Here is a 14,823-nt window from a genome sequence, read left to right as displayed (position 1 = left end):
GCAGCGAAAGTCGAGAACCTGTGGCTCGCCCACCTGCATCCGCTATCCATGCGCACAGCCGCAGCTCCCCTGATCCCCACTCGACTCGTACTGGTCATGCACCTTCGCCCAGTCCGGAAGCGAGTGATGCGGCCCATACTCTTCGCGCCCCTTCGGCAGAACGTCGAAGTAGCCATAGATCCCCATGAACTGCTCACTGCCACGGCCAAACGTACCGTATGTTCGGAAGATCTCGCCCTTTGCGTTCCTGTAAAACACGCTGTGGCCCGAAAGCGTAAAGGTCTCCGGGCCAATCTTCCTCTCGCGAAAGTTATAGATCGTCTTTCCCGCCGCCACCTCCTCCGGCCGGAACGACACATGGAAGTCGTAGTTGAAGTCCGAGTTGTACGACGAGACCCAGCAGAACTTCCACCCCATCCGCTTCCGTACTACCTCAATCTCCTCGATCGGCGCTCGCGACACCGCTACATACGACATGTCGTGATGCTCGAAATGCGGCAGCAGACCATCCACATGGTCCGACTCCAGCGAGCAGCCCGGGCACTGCCACTCCTGATTCGGCTCCATCATGAAGTGCTTGAGGAACAGCTGACTGTGCCCCCTGAAAAGATCCCCGAACGTCAGGTCTCCTTGCGGCGACGTGAACGTGTAACTCTGTTCGACCTTCAGCCATGGCAGCGCCCGCATCTCCGCGGCCAGTTCATCGCCCATCCGCATGTACTGCTTCTCCTTCTCCATCAGGGCCAGCCGCTGCTTCAGCCACTCCTCTTCGGAGACCACAGTATGTCGCTCCACGGCCTCCTCGTTTCGCCGCCTCTCCTCCGCGATCGCCGCGGCTGCCTTCGGATCATTCCCATCACTCATCGTCAATCCTCCTTACGCTCAAGTTTGGACGACGAAGCCGCCTTCAGCCGTTTCCCTGCCCAACCCCATTTCGTCACAAACTGAGCGTCAAAAGGCATCACTGCCATCCATTCCCACGTGAAAGGTCGTCATCGCAGGGCATCTCCTCCCTTCTATCCAAACAGCGCCTCATCCTGTGACTCGTACGTCTCCGGCATAGCCTCGGTCCCCACCAGCAGGCCCAACGCCTGCCGGTCGAACAGCCGCTTGTAAGTCCCGTCGTGCTCGGTCACCAGCGATTCATGCGTTCCCTCTTCGACGATCTCTCCATGATCGAAGACCAGAATGCGATCGAGCATGCGCACCGTCGAAAGCCGATGCGCAATAACGATGGCGGTCCGACCGACCATCAGCCTCTCCGTCGCCTCCTGAATCAGCGCCTCCGATTCAGAATCGAGACTCGATGTAGCCTCATCGAGAATCAGCACCGGAGTATCCGCCAAGAAGGCACGCGCCAGCGCAATACGCTGGCGCTCCCCTCCCGACAGCTTCACGCCGCGCTCGCCGACCAGCGTGGCGTATCCCTTCGGCTGACGAAGGATGAACTCCTCTGCATGCGCCAGACGAGCGGCCTCTTCGATCTGCCGCCGGGTCGCAGCCGGACGACCATAAGCGATGTTCTCCGCAAGCGAGCGGTGAAACAGGATCGGCTCCTGCGGAACCAGCGCCATCTGCGAGCGCACCGAGTCCTGCGTAACATCGGCGATGTTCTGCCCGTCGATCAGGATCTGGCCCTCCGTGATGTCATACAGCCTGTGCAGCAGCTTCACGAAGGTCGTCTTGCCCGAGCCCGAATGTCCAACCAGGCCGACGCGCTGCCCTCCTGGAATATGCAGCGAGAAGTCTTCAAACAGCGGAGTCGTGTGCGCTCCGTATCGAAAGGTAACCCGATCGAGACGAATGTCGCCCTCGACAACGCGAATCGGCCGCGCCTCTTTCTTGTCCGCGATGCCAAGCGGCAGCGATTCGAGCGCCACCATCTCTTCCATGTCGTTCACGCTGCGCTGCAGGTTGGCCACATGCTGGCCAATATCGCGCAGATAGCCATGAATAATGAAATAGCTGGTCAGCACAAACGCGATATCGCCCGGCGTGGCTCTGCGCTGCCACCACAGAAGCAGCGCATAAAGAATCACCGCGACGCGCAGCCCCAGCAACACAAGCAACTGCAAGGTGCCGCTCCAGGTACCTCGCGTCCATGTCCGAAAGGTGCGAAGCCTCCACTTGCCGACCACCTGGCGCAGACGCAGATCCTCCCGCGACTCGGCGCCGAATGCCTTCACCACCGGATTGCAGGTAATCGCATCAGCCATGGCGCCGCCGATGCGCGTATCCTGCGCATTCGACAGCCGGGCCGCCGGAGCCACGAACCGCAGTGAAAGCGTAACGGACAGCGTGATGTAAAACACCGCGCCAATCGCGACGATCGCACCCATCATGGGCCAGTGCATTCCCAACAGCACCGACGAGCCGATCAACACCAGGACCGCCGGCAACAGGGCCAGCAGCAGCGTGTCGTTCATCAGGTCGGTAGCCCACATGCCGCGCGTCACGCGACGAACGATGGAGCCCGCGAAGTTGTTCGCATGCCAGTCCGTCGAGAATCGCTGCACCCGCCAGAAGGCATCGTCCGCAAAGCGCGACATCAGCCGCAGCGTTAGCCGCACGATGCCGAGAAAGCCCGCATGTCGCCCCGCGACCAGCAGCACGCCCATGCAGGCCATCAGCACCACGGTGTGCAGCGCAGTGTGAATCGAAGCAGAACGCACCGCCGCCGGAGCCGCGATCGCGTCGATCAGGCGGCCGGAGTACAGCGGCATCAGCAGGTCGGCAACCGTTGCCGCCGCCATGCTGGCTGCGGTAAAAGCGACCATCGTCTTCTCGCGTCGCCAATGGCGAAACAGGAACGCGAGCACATCACGAATAGCGGAGTTACGAGAGGAAGTCATTTCATCCCATGTGCGGACGAAGCGAGTCCGCGGCCAGGCCAGCCGAAGAACGGCAGGCTATTGATCTAAGGAAGAGTGCGAGCACCGGAAGTGCAGAACGCAGACTCGCATGGCAAGAGCCACGGAATGCAACAGGTTCAGGATGCTCGGTGGAAGCGGGTTACGCGGTAGCCATGTCAGGAAGGACGAACCGCGCGGGGCCTGCAAGATAGCGGGGCATAGAGCGCTGGATAAATATCATCAGGGTCCTTCCTTTCGGCTGAAGTGAGACTAAATTTTAGCACGGCCAGCGTGCAGAACCACTGCAGTTCGTCACGAAAAATGCAGGGCAGGAGAGGGCTCAGAACGAGACGGATGGCAGCCATGCGCCGCGGGGTCGTTGGGATTTCAATCCGAGATTAAATTTTGTCTGCAGGCGGATTTTTCTCTTTCGGAGTAGACTGGCAAACCAAACGGGCAATCACCTTGGGTTGATGTCTCTACCGGGCCGAGTCTTATGACGCGAAATCTGAAGGAGAATTGACCATGGCAGCTAAGAAGCGGCGCCCTGAGCAGGAACGCATCTGTAATCTTAAACCGTCGGTTAAGACGGAGATGGACTGGCAATTTCAAACGGCGGTCGAATCAGGGGCGTTGGCAGCGCGGGCGGCACTTCCCGCCAGCCTCGATCTCCGCAAGTCTTGGTGGGACATCGGCAATCAGAAGGACACTGGCTCGTGCGTCGGCTGGGGCTCGACCGACGCCGTTGCGCGCTACATGTTCGTGACGGCCAGCCGGCTGGCAAAGACCGCCAAGCTCTCGCCGCGCTTTACATGGATGGCGAGCAAAGAGACCGACGCGTTCACATCGCGCCCCGAGACGATGATCGAGGGAGCCGGCACCACGTTGAAGGCCGCAGTCGATATCCTGCGCAAATTCGGCGCCGTGCCGGAGACATTGCTCCCGTTCACCATCTCCACGGCCATGTATACCGACGACGAGGACACGTTCTTTGCCACCGCGGCTACGCGCAAGATCGCCGCGTATTTCAACCTGCAGCGCAACCTGCCCAACTGGCGCGCGTGGCTCAACCAGCACGGACCGATCCTGGTCGGGCTCAACGTCGACCATACGTGGGACAACGCCACCGCTACCGGGGGAAATCTCGACACGTTTCTGCCCGACACGGCGCGCGGGGGACATGCGGTGGCGGTAGTCGGCTACACTGCCGCCGGTCGCTTTATCGTCCGCAATAGCTGGGGAACTACCTGGGGAGACAAGGGCTTCGCCTATGCAAGCGAAGCGTATATCAATGAGGGCTTCTATAACGAGAGCTATGGGGTTACGCTCTAACCGATACGATGCGTAGCATCCGCGTGGCTGCGGTCGCCGGGATAACGGCGCTGTTCGGGGCATGTAGCCATGTTCCGGACGGCAATGCGCCTGCAGGTCCGAGGAGGGCGCCGATGGCAATCATGCTGACCCAACGCGACGATGGCGGACATGTGCGCGCGCAGATGGGAGACACAATCGAGATTCATCTCCCGGAGAATGCCACCACCGGCTATCGCTGGGAGCCTGACGGCCTCGACCTGCATCTGTTCGAGCTCGCCGGTGCAACTGCCGACTATCCCTCCGGGACTGTGGGATCCGGAGGCGATGCGCAGTTCCGGATCAAGGTCATCGCGAAGGGTAGCGCCACACTCCGCCTGAAAAACTGGCGACGATGGGAGGGCGAAGCCGGGGTAACTAAACGCTTCGAGGTGAAGGTCGACGCCTCTTGAGTGACGGTCACCAGGCCAGCTGCACGTCATCCTCAAACACAAGCCCTGTCGGTCCATCGCTCTCCAGCTTCGCCAGTCGAATCACCACAGCCGCACCTCTTCAGGCGAACGTGTCCCGATAAACCCATTGAACTCAGTAGCCACGTGCCGGGTGCCCCATTCATGCGGCCTCATCGCATGAGTGGGATTTTCGCGCGAGAGCGCGAACCCTTTTCCCGCGCTAGAATCCCACGCGTTGGCCCCAGTTCCTCCTCGAGACCGCCGACGAACAGAACCTTCCCTGCGACCCTGAGTTCCGCTCCGCCCTCGTGGCTTACCTCTAGTTGGGCTCGCGCCTCGCTGTCGTCAACTCTGCTGGTTGCAATGGAATGCTGCCACTGAGGGCAAGATTATGCTGCCATTGGCAGCATTCCCAATGCATAAAAAAATTATCCTGCCGCTCAGTACAATCCAATCTTCTCATTCAATCCGAATCGGTCTCGATTGCCAAATCCAGCTGTCTGCGGCGGGATGGCGACTCCGGTCGGAGTAAACAGCAGCAAGGTGCGGATGGCCCGTCACTCGCCAACATTACAAAACGCTGTGAAGTTGTTCCCAAACTTCTTCGAGTTCTCACTGAATGGGAGGGCGATTCTCAACAACGGAGATGGTCAGGCCGTGGCCTGATATTTATTACTCGGCGTTGGGCGTTGAGCGATTTGGTAGTACGGTTCGCATGCGAATGCCACGATGACTCGGGGCACGCCTAACATCCGGGATTGAGCGTTCTGGCCTTTAGGACGTTGATACAGATCTCAAATGCACCCCCTTGTCAAAGATCCAATTCGATCTCTGACAAGGGAGTCGAACAACAGATCAAAACGTTTCCATCGGAGGGCCGATCAAGCGGCTCCGGCGCATAGTTGATTTTGCCGCCGATCAACCCGGACTCGCACGTGTGACAGACACCCGTCCGACAAGACCATCTGACAGGAATATCGCAAGCTTCAGCGAATTCGAGAAGACTTCCATACTGCGAGTTCCATGGAACTGTGAGACCACTGCGTGTGAAGAAGACTTTCGGGCCGGTACCAATGGTTCCGATGGGTTGATGAGGCGGCGGCGAGGTAACGCTCGCGATTCCGGGTGTTATTGATGATTCCGTGCCGAAGGTTTCTGAATGAATGCAGGAATCAGCGATACCCCAGGCCTTCAACGCCATAGTGAAATCCGCAAGGAAAGCGGCAGGCCCACACAGATAGAAGTCCGCTGTTTTCGGTATGTCGCGCTGTTCCAATAATGAGAGATTCAGGTGCCCGTAAACGTCGTAGTCCTTCCCCAGCCGATCTCCATCCTCTGGCCTGCTATAGGCGACCAACGAACGGCTCTGGGGAAGACCCTTCAAAAGCTCCCGTGCTTCCACCGCGAATGGGTGTTCTCTGCCGTTGCGTCCTCCGTAACACCACCAAATCTCCCGCTTGGAATTTGCATCTGTCGACGCAAGCTTGTAAAGCATGGAGAGCACCGGCGTCGCCCCGATACCCGCGCTCAGCAGCACTACGGGTCTGTCGTTCGGTGCAAGTGTAAAGCTGCCCCTCGGTGCGCTCACCTGAAGTAGTTTGCCAACCTGAATGCGTTCATGAAAGTAGCGGCTGCCTGCACCATCAGCACGCTTCACGCTGACGCGATAGGTTCCTGCACTCTGCGGACCAGACATCGAATAACTTCGCAAGATTGGAGCTGAGTTCTTGTCGAGTTCGAGCTTGAAGACCAGAAATTGACCTGCAAGAGGCGCCGGCAATGGGCTCCGATCCTCCGACTCGAGAATAAAGGAGAGCACGTCAACACTCTCTCGCCGCTCCGCCGCCACTCGAAGTAACCGAAATCCGCTCCACGCCGGCGGCGGTGCAGAGGATGGGGCGAGGCCGGCATTGCCACCCTGCTTGTCGGTCCCCACCAGAGCTTCCAACGATTCTTTCCAGCCTGCACTGAGTGCAGGAACGCGAAGGGCACGTTCCAGTTGATCGCGCGGATGGTCAGGCAAGTAAAGCAGCGCATCGATTTCGGCGACACTGACACGCTCTGGTCCATCCGCGACCTTCACGATCTCATCTCCTGCGCCGATCTCTCCTTCCTCAATCACACGGAAATAGAAGCCCGGTCGCTTATGCGAAACCAATAGTGCGGGCATCTGCGGGTTATTCATCCGTATGCCGACGCGATAGCAGGTGACTCGTGGTTGCGTCACTTCGAACAGCGCACCACCGATCCGGTAGCGATCACCAATGCAGACTTCATCATCGGTCAGGCCATCAACAGTCAGGTTCTCGCCGAACTGACCGTACTCAAAGTCATGCCGCTGAAGGTAAGTCTCCCAGTAGCGATAAGAGTCGAGTTGATACACCATTACGGCGCGGTGCTCTCCGCCGTGTCCTCCAAGGTCGCCCTGCCCATCGCCATCGAGATTAAGATGACGCGCCATCACCTTGCCTGGTGCTGATCGCTTCCAGACAGCGGTATGGACCATCTTGCCTTGCCAGTCGACGTCGCGTGGAAGACCGACATTCACGGAGATAAGCGAATTCATCTTTTGGCCTCCCACGCTGCAGATACAGCGAATTTGTTTCCGATGAACTGTGTGTTTCTATGATCCTCCCAGGCAGCTGTCCTATACCTGAGGGTGAGGGAGTACTGCTAATAGAAACACATGATAAATAGCCTGATGAAGCGCAGCTATAATTTCATTTGTTGGGTGCGGTGATCTATGTCTAGAAATCCGGCGAACCCTGAAGGGCAGGTCGCTTTCAAGGATCACTGCTGTGTAGTCGGCAAAACCGCACCTTACTCTCCAGCCATAACTCCGACCACGTCCTGATCGAACCGCGGTTGCGGCGCCACCCGCCTTCGGCGTGGTTGATATTTGCACACCCATCTGTGATCGCCGAAGGTGGCAGCATTCCGTTACACCAAATGGCAGCATAACTTTGCACTTCGTGGCAGCATAACGCTGCACTGGGTGCCAGAATTGATTGCATTCAGTAGCTCCGCACTTCCCCCGAAACTCCGGTATCCGAAGCTCCCATGCCCTCCTGGAACTGGGGAGTCCCCGGCGGTCCCTACCAGCCCGAACCTCCGGACCCGAACGCCTGATCTCCACCCATCCGTGGCGAAAACCAATCACACCTTCATCGCTGCAGGCGAATCCGCATCTCATTCACCTGAAGCCCGGAGGCACCCATGGTCCAAGCAGTTCTGAGCGACATCGACGGCACCCTCGTTCAAAGCAACTGGCTCCACGCCTCCGCCTGGCAAGACGCCTTCTCCGTCGGCGGCATCGACCTTGACGTCGAGGTCATCCGCCGCCAGATCGGCAAGGGCGGCGACGAACTCATCCCCGTCTTCGTTCCGTATTGGCGCCGCCGCATCCTCGAAGAGCCGCTCAAGGCCTACCGAAAATTCGTCTTCCAGCAGGACTACCTCGAAAAAGTCGAGGCCTTCCCCTGTACCCGGGAGCTCTTCCATCGCATGAAGAAATCGGGCATCAAAATCGCGCTCTCCTCCTCCGCCAATAAGGACGAGCTCGAAACCTATAAGGCCATCGCTCGCGTCTCCGACCTGGTCGACATCTCCACCACCGCCGACGATGTAGACCGTTCGAAGCCCCACCCCGACATCTTCGAGACCGCCCTCCGCAGGTTGGGCGCGAAACCCGCCAGCGTGCTCGCTCTTGGCGATACCCCCTGGGACGCCGAAGCCGCTGGAAGGGCCGGAGTCCGCACCATCGGGGTCACCACCGGCGGGTGGAGCCAACAGGAGCTCTACGACGCCGGTTGCATCGAGGTCTATAAAGATGTCTCCGATCTCCTCAGCAACTTCGACCACAGCGCTTTTGTCACGCTCTCCTAGCGTGTCAAGCCCCGAACGGAGTGATCTCGTTGATTGCAAAAAGGATCATCGCTGCCGATTAGTTTCCATCCACTTGCTATCCTTAAAATAAAGAAAACCGAGAGACTTCCCATCGCAATGGGAAAAGCCCCGATCGATCGGGGCTTTTCAAGGAATATCCTGTTTCTATTCAATATTTTACCTGCAATGCCGTCTGAAATGAACAACTTGGCACGATGATCCACACCTAAGTTATTCAAAATCAATATTTTGCACAAAAACGATACCGGGCTACCCCAGGGTCGGCATCGTCGTATCGACCCCGGCCCGGATGCCCGTAGGCCACCGCGCCGTAATCGTCTTGATCCGCGTGTAGAACCGCACGCCCTCCGGTCCATAGATCGAGTGGTCGCCGAATAGCGACCGCTTCCATCCACCGAAGCTGTGGAACGCCATCGGAACCGGAATCGGAACGTTCACGCCAACCATTCCAACCTGCACCGAATGCGCGAACTCACGGGCCGTATCGCCGTCACGAGTGAAGATGGAGGTGCCGTTGCCGAACTCGTGCTCGTTGATCAGCTCCATCGCCGTCTTGAAGTTGTTCGTCCGCACCAGCCCGAGCACCGGCCCGAAGATCTCTTCCTTATAGATGAGCATCTCCGGCTTCACGTGATCGAACAGCGTTGCTCCCATGAAGAAGCCCTCGCCCTTGGGAAGCGCGCCCTTGCGACCGTCCACCACCAGCTCCGCGCCCTCCTTCGTTCCTGTCTCCAGGTATCCAGCGACGCGATTCAGGTGGATCTTCGTGACCAGCGGCCCCATGTCCGAGTTCTTTTCCATTCCCGGAAGCACCTTCAGCTTATCGATGCGCTCGATCACCTTCGCCCTGAGCGCATCGGCCGTCTCGTTACCGACCGCGACCGCGACCGAGATCGCCATGCAGCGCTCGCCCGCGGAGCCGTAGGCCGCTCCCACCAGCGCATCCGCGGCCTGGTCCATATCAGCATCCGGCATCACGATCATGTGGTTCTTCGCTCCGCCGAGCGCCTGGACACGCTTGCCATGCGAGGTTCCCTTCGCATAGACGTACTCCGCGATCGGCGTCGAGCCGACGAAGCTCACCGCCTTGATGTCAGGATGCTCAAGCAGCCCATCCACGGACTCCTTGTCACCATGCAGCACGTTGAAGACGCCGTCCGGAAGCCCGGCTTCCTTCAACAGTTCAGCAATCAACACGGATGCGCTCGGGTCGCGCTCGCTCGGCTTCAGGATGAAGGTATTCCCGCACGCCAGCGCGATCGGGAACATCCACATGGGAACCATCGCCGGAAAGTTGAACGGCGTGATTCCTGCAACGACGCCCAGCGGTTGACGCATCGACCAGGTATCGATGTCTGGACCGACCTGCTCTGAGAACTCGCCTTTCAGAAGGTGAGGAATTCCTGTCGCGAACTCGACCACTTCAAGGCCGCGAGTTGCTTCGCCCTTTGCATCGGAGAAGACCTTGCCGTGCTCGGAGGTGATGATCTCGGCAAACCGGTCCATGTTCTGCTCGAACAGCTCGCGGAAGCGGAACATGACGCGCGCTCGCCGTAGAGGTGGCTGAGCGGACCAGGAAGGGAAAGCGGCCTTCGCAGCAGCAACAGCCTTGTTCAACTCCGCGCCACTTGCCAGCGGGACCTTTGCCTGCACGTGGCCCGTGGCGGGGTTGTAAACGTCACCGAAACGGCCCGATTCACCAGCTACCTTCTGACCGCCAATCCAGTGCGTAATCTCACGCAGCTTCGAGCTCTCCGTGCTTTTGACCTCAGGTGCTACTACCGTCGATGACATGGGGAAACCTCAATTCTCTAAGATGCGAATCACTCTCTATCCGCCTTCTAAAATAGATACGAAATTGCTTGATAGTCAAATCTAGTTGCATAATACGCAACAACATCTAATGTTTTGCCAGCCGACCTACATCATGACCCTTCGCGTTCGGAATTGTCGCTCCCAGCAGCGCCGCCGCAGTGGGGCCGACATCTTCAGTGGAAACCCCCTCCAGCGAGCTGCACTTCTCGACGCCTGCGCCGGAGAGGATGAAGGAGGGGTGCATCTCCGGCACCTGCGGATTATAGCCGTGCGCACCCTTACTGGTTGAAGCGGTCACTGGCGGTCCTGTGAGATTGCTGCCGAATCCAAACCCCTTTGCCGGGTCAAATGCCAGAAACGCCAGCGGATCGGCACCCAGTGCCTTCAAATCGTTGGGAGTGTACACATGGGCGATTCCATTCGCGGGATCAGCCGCCAGCGCCCTCAGGATCTCGGTCGCCTTCTCGATGCTGGCGCGATCGTTCGGGTCCTTCGCTTCGAAGAAGACAGAACCAGTGAGATTTCGCTGGTACACCTTCCAATCGGTCAGGCGCCCGTTCTTGTCGGTAGTCAGTAGTCCTGCTTCTCTGAGTGCGATGAGGGGATGGAAGAGGGTCGTAACCGGCAGAAAACCATGATCGGAGACGAGAATCCACGAGGTCTCTTTCGTTCGCCCGGACTCTTCGACGTAGAAGCGAATCCTTCCGATCTGGCTGTCGATCCGCTCCAGCTCCGCGTGCGACTCTGGGGTGTAGGGGCCGTACTTGTGCTGTGCCTCATCCAGCTCGCTGAGGTGAAGCGCCAGCAGCGATGGCTTGCGGGTACGCAGGATTGCGATGACCGCGTCGGTGCGCCAGTCGTCCGACATGGGCCGCGCAGTTTTGTTCTCGGTCTGCATCTCGCGAAAGAGCCCGGGCGTCGAGAGGACGCGCATGAGCGCTATATCTTCGCCGGTACGAACGGGACGGTATTCTGGGAGAAGGTAGTCCACGTCCGCACCGACGGTCACTGGCCAGGAGACTGCCGCCGTCTTTAAATGCGCGGTGTGCAGCGCCTGCCAAAGCGTAGGTGTGTTGATCTTTTCCGCATAGTAGTACCAGCCGCCGAACTCAAGGTTGAATGGGTCCAATGGCGTATTGCTAACGACGCCATGTACTGCCGGTGGTTGTCCCGTGATCATCGAGGTGTGGCTGGGATAGGTGCTCGCGGGAAAGACTCCCATGATTCCTGGGGAAGCACAACCGGAGCTCATCAGCGCACGGATATTTGGAATCTTGAGGCCGTGCGCATCGGCTTGTTCGTACTCGACGGGAGTCATACCGTCGACCGAGATCAGGATGACCTGCCTGGTTTCAGGGGTCTTCGCACGCAACGAAACGCAGGAAACAGCCGACAGGATGATCGCCGCGGAGAACCGCGAGAGACTGAGCGAGATGGACCGGAGCATGGTTCTCCTGCCGAGTGCCGACTATAGACGCGAGAGGACTTCATCGTAGGCAGCTGCAGATTTTAAGTCAACAGTCGGTATACCGAAAAATAACTACTTCCAATTCAGGTAGATAGGATTCGTCAACACGATTGCATCGCTTCCTGGCGCGCCGTCCACCAACTCGGCTCGGAGCCAGTGGCGCTTTCCGTCCGAGGTCCAGCGATAACTCGCCTTGCCACTTGAGAGGGCGGGTTCGGATTCGACAATTTTGCCGTCGAGATAGAGGCGCAGCCGGGCTCCTGAGTTGTCGCTCGTGGTGATGGTGAAATTCACTGTACTTCCCGAGGCAGCCTTCACTTCATCGCCCATCATGGCCGGGCCAGCGTTGAGCAGAAGCTCCGGTCCATCGGGACCATGGGTTTTGACGTAGACATGCCCTGCCCTGATTCCTTCGAGGATCGCGGGCTGCGAGAGCTCACGCGCATAGACCACCGTGGTTGGGATTCCGACTCCGTCGTGCAGGGAGAGCTGTTCGCCGCCGCGATGCTCGTCTCCTCCACCGACGCCAGTTGGCCGCAGGCCTTTGGCCAGTTGCGCCTCCCACAGGGGAATGCCGTTTCCAGGCGGCGGGGTGAACCATGATCCGTGCTCGTGGTACCCGTTGATGACCTCGATTGCATCGACCTTCGAGTAGTCGGTGATGGGAGCCCATCCCCATCCGCAGCCAGGGCAATGGCCATCCCACGGCCAGTACGAGTGGTTGATACTGACCAACGCGTGCTGAGCATGTGCCTGATCGAAGAGGTCGTTGACGGTGAATCCCTTGTCGGCAGCGCGGTAGTCGAGGAAACCGATCGTTCCCCAGACGTTGGTGTGGCCGCGAACGGTGGTTACCTCCTCGCCGGCTATCAGCAGGAGCTTGTCGTAGTAGGGCTGCACCTGTCCCATCTCGTTGAACGTCGCCTGCGTGTTGTGGTCGGTGATGGCGAGGAAGTCGAGTTTTTGGGAGGCGGCAGCCTCGAGCAGCTTCCACACAGGACAGGGGACATCCTTGCCGGACTGGCTCTTGCACACGGCGTCCGTGTTCCCGGTGTGGGAGTGCAGATCTCCCATGTACCAGCCTGGTTTGGCGTTCAACGCGATGTAGTGAGTGGGATCGAGCTGACGCGAAAGATGAATGCGCAACGTGTAGTCGCCGTGCGCGCCGGGTGCGACGTAGTTGAATCCGAAGGAGACCTTCCACGTCCCTGGCACCAGCGGGCCGGGCATATAGGGCCCGGTCGCGGTCACAGTCGAGATGCTGAACTTCGCGCGACCTTCTCCTCGATAACGCTCTGGATCGAAGATTCCGACTGTGACGTACATGCCCTTTTGAAAACCGGGCGATTCGAGCTCGACTTCTATGCGTTCGATTCCCTGTGGCATCTGAAAGGTCTGGGTCTCGTGCGTACCGATCTTCTCGGGGGTAATGGTTCCGTGCAGCTCGATGTCGAGCGACGGATCGTGTGCGTGAGCCGCCTGTGCACGGAGGGTTGTCGCAGCCAGCGACAACGCGGCGGCAAAGAGGACGCAGACAGACCGAGACGGACGCGGGGAGACAGAAGGCATGACACGAACCCTCAACGCGGAGATTTTGGAGCTGGAACGAATCTGGGTTGCAGCATACCAGCTGCCCCTTTCGCAGCCGTTTTCTTCTGGCCGACCTGAGAGCGATTTGCATAAAACACCAACCGTGGGTTTAGAGTAAGGACCATTGCGCTTCCGCAGAGATCTTGTGACCATAGGCGGAAAGCGTACCCCACTTCTGCAGGAACTCTCTTTGGAAAGGAAGCAGCGTCTTGTACGACTACAGAAAACTCTTCGATCTCACAGGCAAGAAGGCACTCGTCGTCGGAGCAGGCAGCGGCATTGGCGAGGCGGCCGCGCACGGATTGGCAGCCCATGGGGCACACGTTCTGTGCGGCGATCTAAACCTCGAAGGCGCGCAGAAGGTTGTCGATGACATCAAAAACGCGGGTGGAAGTGCAGAGGCGATTCCGTTCGACATGCGCGATGGAGCTGCCGTCACAAAGACATTCGATGGGCTTGCCGATCTGGACGTTCTGGTCAGCACTCCAGCCATCAACGTTCGCAAAGAGCTGTTGAACATGAGCGAGGAAGAGTTCGACCGGGTGATGACGCTCAACCTCAAAGGAACCTTCCGCCTGATTACCGCCGCAGGACGCAACATGAAAGCCCGTGGCAAAGGAAGCATCATCACGTTTGCGAGCATCCGCGCGCTGACGGTCGAGCCGGGACAGGGTGTTTATGCCGCGACCAAAGCCGGTGTGCTGCAGATGTGCCGAACGCTGGCCGCTGAACTTGGACCGCATGGTGTTCGCGTGAATGCTATCGGGCCCGGCGTCGTCGATACGCCTTTGACCGCACCCATCGCGGCCAACAAGGACTGGTACAGCGCATACGCGAATAAGAGTGCGCTGGGCCGCTGGGCGAAGCCGCATGAGATGGCGGGAGCGGTGGTCTACCTGGCCTCCGATGCGGGGTCGTTCGCAACGGGAACCCTGACTATCGTCGATGGCGGATGGACGGCTGTCGATGGACGCTTCACGCCGCCGCTCTAAGACGCTCAAGGACTCTAAGGCTGAGGGCCGAGGGGATCGAGGTACGAGGGAGAGCTCGGGTTACGGAGCTCTCCGATTGCGCCCTGCGGCGTCCCGCTTGCCAGATCGACGCGCACCACATCGGTCAGACGATAGAGCTTCGCATGGATCCTGTGCGCGATCGGCTCGCCGCAGTCCACCGAGATGCGGATGGTGGTAACCGCATCTTCCCGTACCAGATGGAAATGTTCCACCTCAAGCAGGTGCTGGTCGAAGATCTGCGCTACCCGCATCGCCAACCTCGGTCGAGCCGCAGCGGTGATTCGATAGGTCCATGCCATTTCTTTTTTCCCCCTTGTGGTTTTAGAAACAAAAAGAAAAATCCCGCCAGAGCATCGGCTGTGGCGGGATTCGTGAACTTCCGGATTGATTCGGAGGATTACGTTACGCCACCACCT

At 58.9% G+C, this 14,823-nt stretch carries 11 protein-coding genes; 4 read left to right on the top strand and 7 right to left on the bottom strand.

What is annotated here, in order from left to right; translation table 11 throughout:
- Nucleotides 1-42 precede the first annotated feature (42 nt).
- Both BDD14_RS17275 and BDD14_RS17270 read right to left on the bottom strand, forming a co-directional pair.
- Complete coding sequence (locus tag BDD14_RS17275) at nucleotides 43-864, bottom strand: DUF899 domain-containing protein (protein WP_130419885.1); 822 nt, start codon at nucleotides 862-864, stop codon at nucleotides 43-45.
- Nucleotides 865-1,016: 152 nt separating this feature from the next.
- Complete coding sequence (locus BDD14_RS17270; RefSeq protein ID WP_130419884.1) at nucleotides 1,017-2,852, bottom strand: ABC transporter ATP-binding protein; 1,836 nt, start codon at nucleotides 2,850-2,852, stop codon at nucleotides 1,017-1,019.
- A gap of 525 nt (nucleotides 2,853-3,377) precedes the next feature.
- Between BDD14_RS17270 and BDD14_RS17265 the strand changes: the two genes are divergently transcribed.
- Nucleotides 3,378-4,184: a C1 family peptidase gene (locus BDD14_RS17265; RefSeq protein ID WP_130419883.1), complete on the top strand. Its 807-nt coding sequence runs from the start codon at nucleotides 3,378-3,380 to the stop codon at nucleotides 4,182-4,184.
- Between the two features lie 113 nt (nucleotides 4,185-4,297).
- Complete coding sequence (locus tag BDD14_RS17260) at nucleotides 4,298-4,615, top strand: protease inhibitor I42 family protein (protein ID WP_165420119.1); 318 nt, start codon at nucleotides 4,298-4,300, stop codon at nucleotides 4,613-4,615.
- An 811-nt stretch (nucleotides 4,616-5,426) separates the two neighbouring features.
- On the opposite strand, the gene BDD14_RS17250 is transcribed toward BDD14_RS17260, so the two are convergent.
- Complete coding sequence (locus tag BDD14_RS17250; RefSeq protein WP_130419881.1) at nucleotides 5,427-7,181, bottom strand: MOSC and FAD-binding oxidoreductase domain-containing protein; 1,755 nt, start codon at nucleotides 7,179-7,181, stop codon at nucleotides 5,427-5,429.
- A gap of 650 nt (nucleotides 7,182-7,831) precedes the next feature.
- On the opposite strand from BDD14_RS17250, the gene BDD14_RS17240 reads away from it, so the two are divergent.
- Entirely contained in the window at nucleotides 7,832-8,500 is a 669-nt protein-coding gene (locus BDD14_RS17240; protein ID WP_130419880.1) for an HAD family hydrolase, read from the top strand.
- A gap of 270 nt (nucleotides 8,501-8,770) precedes the next feature.
- On the opposite strand, the gene BDD14_RS17235 is transcribed toward BDD14_RS17240, so the two are convergent.
- From BDD14_RS17235 to BDD14_RS17225, 3 genes are all read right to left on the bottom strand, one after another.
- Nucleotides 8,771-10,315 carry a CoA-acylating methylmalonate-semialdehyde dehydrogenase gene (locus tag BDD14_RS17235; RefSeq protein WP_130419879.1) on the bottom strand — a complete coding sequence of 515 codons (1,545 nt, stop codon included), beginning with the start codon at nucleotides 10,313-10,315 and terminating at the stop codon, nucleotides 8,771-8,773.
- Between the two features lie 106 nt (nucleotides 10,316-10,421).
- Entirely contained in the window at nucleotides 10,422-11,783 is a 1,362-nt protein-coding gene (locus tag BDD14_RS17230) for an alkaline phosphatase family protein (RefSeq protein WP_130419878.1), read from the bottom strand.
- Between the two features lie 93 nt (nucleotides 11,784-11,876).
- A complete protein-coding gene (locus BDD14_RS17225; RefSeq protein WP_130419877.1) occupies nucleotides 11,877-13,373 on the bottom strand; it encodes a CehA/McbA family metallohydrolase in 1,497 nt (498 codons plus the stop codon).
- Between the two features lie 230 nt (nucleotides 13,374-13,603).
- Here BDD14_RS17225 and BDD14_RS17220 point away from each other — a divergent pair, with 230 nt between their 5' ends.
- Entirely contained in the window at nucleotides 13,604-14,386 is a 783-nt protein-coding gene (locus BDD14_RS17220; RefSeq protein ID WP_130419876.1) for an SDR family NAD(P)-dependent oxidoreductase, read from the top strand.
- A gap of 14 nt (nucleotides 14,387-14,400) precedes the next feature.
- Here the strand turns inward: BDD14_RS17220 and BDD14_RS17215 are convergent, their stop codons facing one another.
- On the bottom strand, nucleotides 14,401-14,706 hold the full coding sequence (locus BDD14_RS17215) for a hypothetical protein (RefSeq protein ID WP_130419875.1): 306 nt from the start codon (nucleotides 14,704-14,706) through the stop codon (nucleotides 14,401-14,403).
- Nucleotides 14,707-14,823: the final 117 nt, after the last annotated feature.

The sequence above is a fragment of the Edaphobacter modestus genome, assembly GCF_004217555.1.
GTDB classification, from domain to species: Bacteria; Acidobacteriota; Terriglobia; order Terriglobales; family Acidobacteriaceae; genus Edaphobacter; species Edaphobacter modestus.
This window is presented reverse-complemented; position numbering and strand designations above follow the sequence as displayed.